Source organism: Labrys sp. KB_33_2 (assembly GCF_052114505.1).
Taxonomy (GTDB): domain Bacteria; phylum Pseudomonadota; class Alphaproteobacteria; order Rhizobiales; family Labraceae; genus Labrys.
Window position 1 is genome coordinate 1 of sequence record NZ_JBFREW010000084.1, and the last position, 572, is coordinate 572.

The 572-nt window shown below is 59.4% G+C and carries 1 protein-coding gene; it reads right to left on the reverse strand.

From position 1 onward, the window contains the following. The coding region (locus AB4037_RS34640) for an outer membrane beta-barrel protein (RefSeq protein ID WP_441774685.1) at positions 1-572 on the reverse strand (572 nt) is incomplete at both ends.

Here is a 572-nt window from a genome sequence, read left to right on the forward strand (position 1 = left end):
GATATTGCATTGTATCGTGTTTGGCCATAGCCGGCCTGGACATAGGCCGACCACAGTTGTGACAGCGCGTAGTCGGCCTGAATGCGAGACTGGAATGTCCGGCCTGACGCCGATTGCATGGCCTGAGAGACGCTGCCATTGCCTGAGGGAAGCAGAACGGGGGTTTGCGAAAAGGAGAGCGACTGATCGGCAGAGGCGGCAATAGTGATGTATTGCGTGGGGTAATATGTGATCCTTCCGCCGAATGCAGGCTGGTTCGACGAGCCTGAGATGCGGCGCGATCCGCTGCGGGTCTGATAACCGACATAGACTTCGCCGCGCACGAGCCGGATCAGCTCCGAGCCGAGGCCTGTGGTCATGTGGTAGACGGAGTCGCCCTTGACGTTCTTGTCATATCGATGGAAATCGGCGCCACCTTCGATGAAGGCATAGATCTGCGGGGTCAGCATGGTGGTGGCGCGAAGCGCCACATAATAGTCCGTTCCATTGAACGGCATGGGGAAGCCGCTCTTTGCCTCGGCCCTGTCATCGGGGCGATCGAAGCTGGCGTAGATGACGCCGCCGGACAGGCG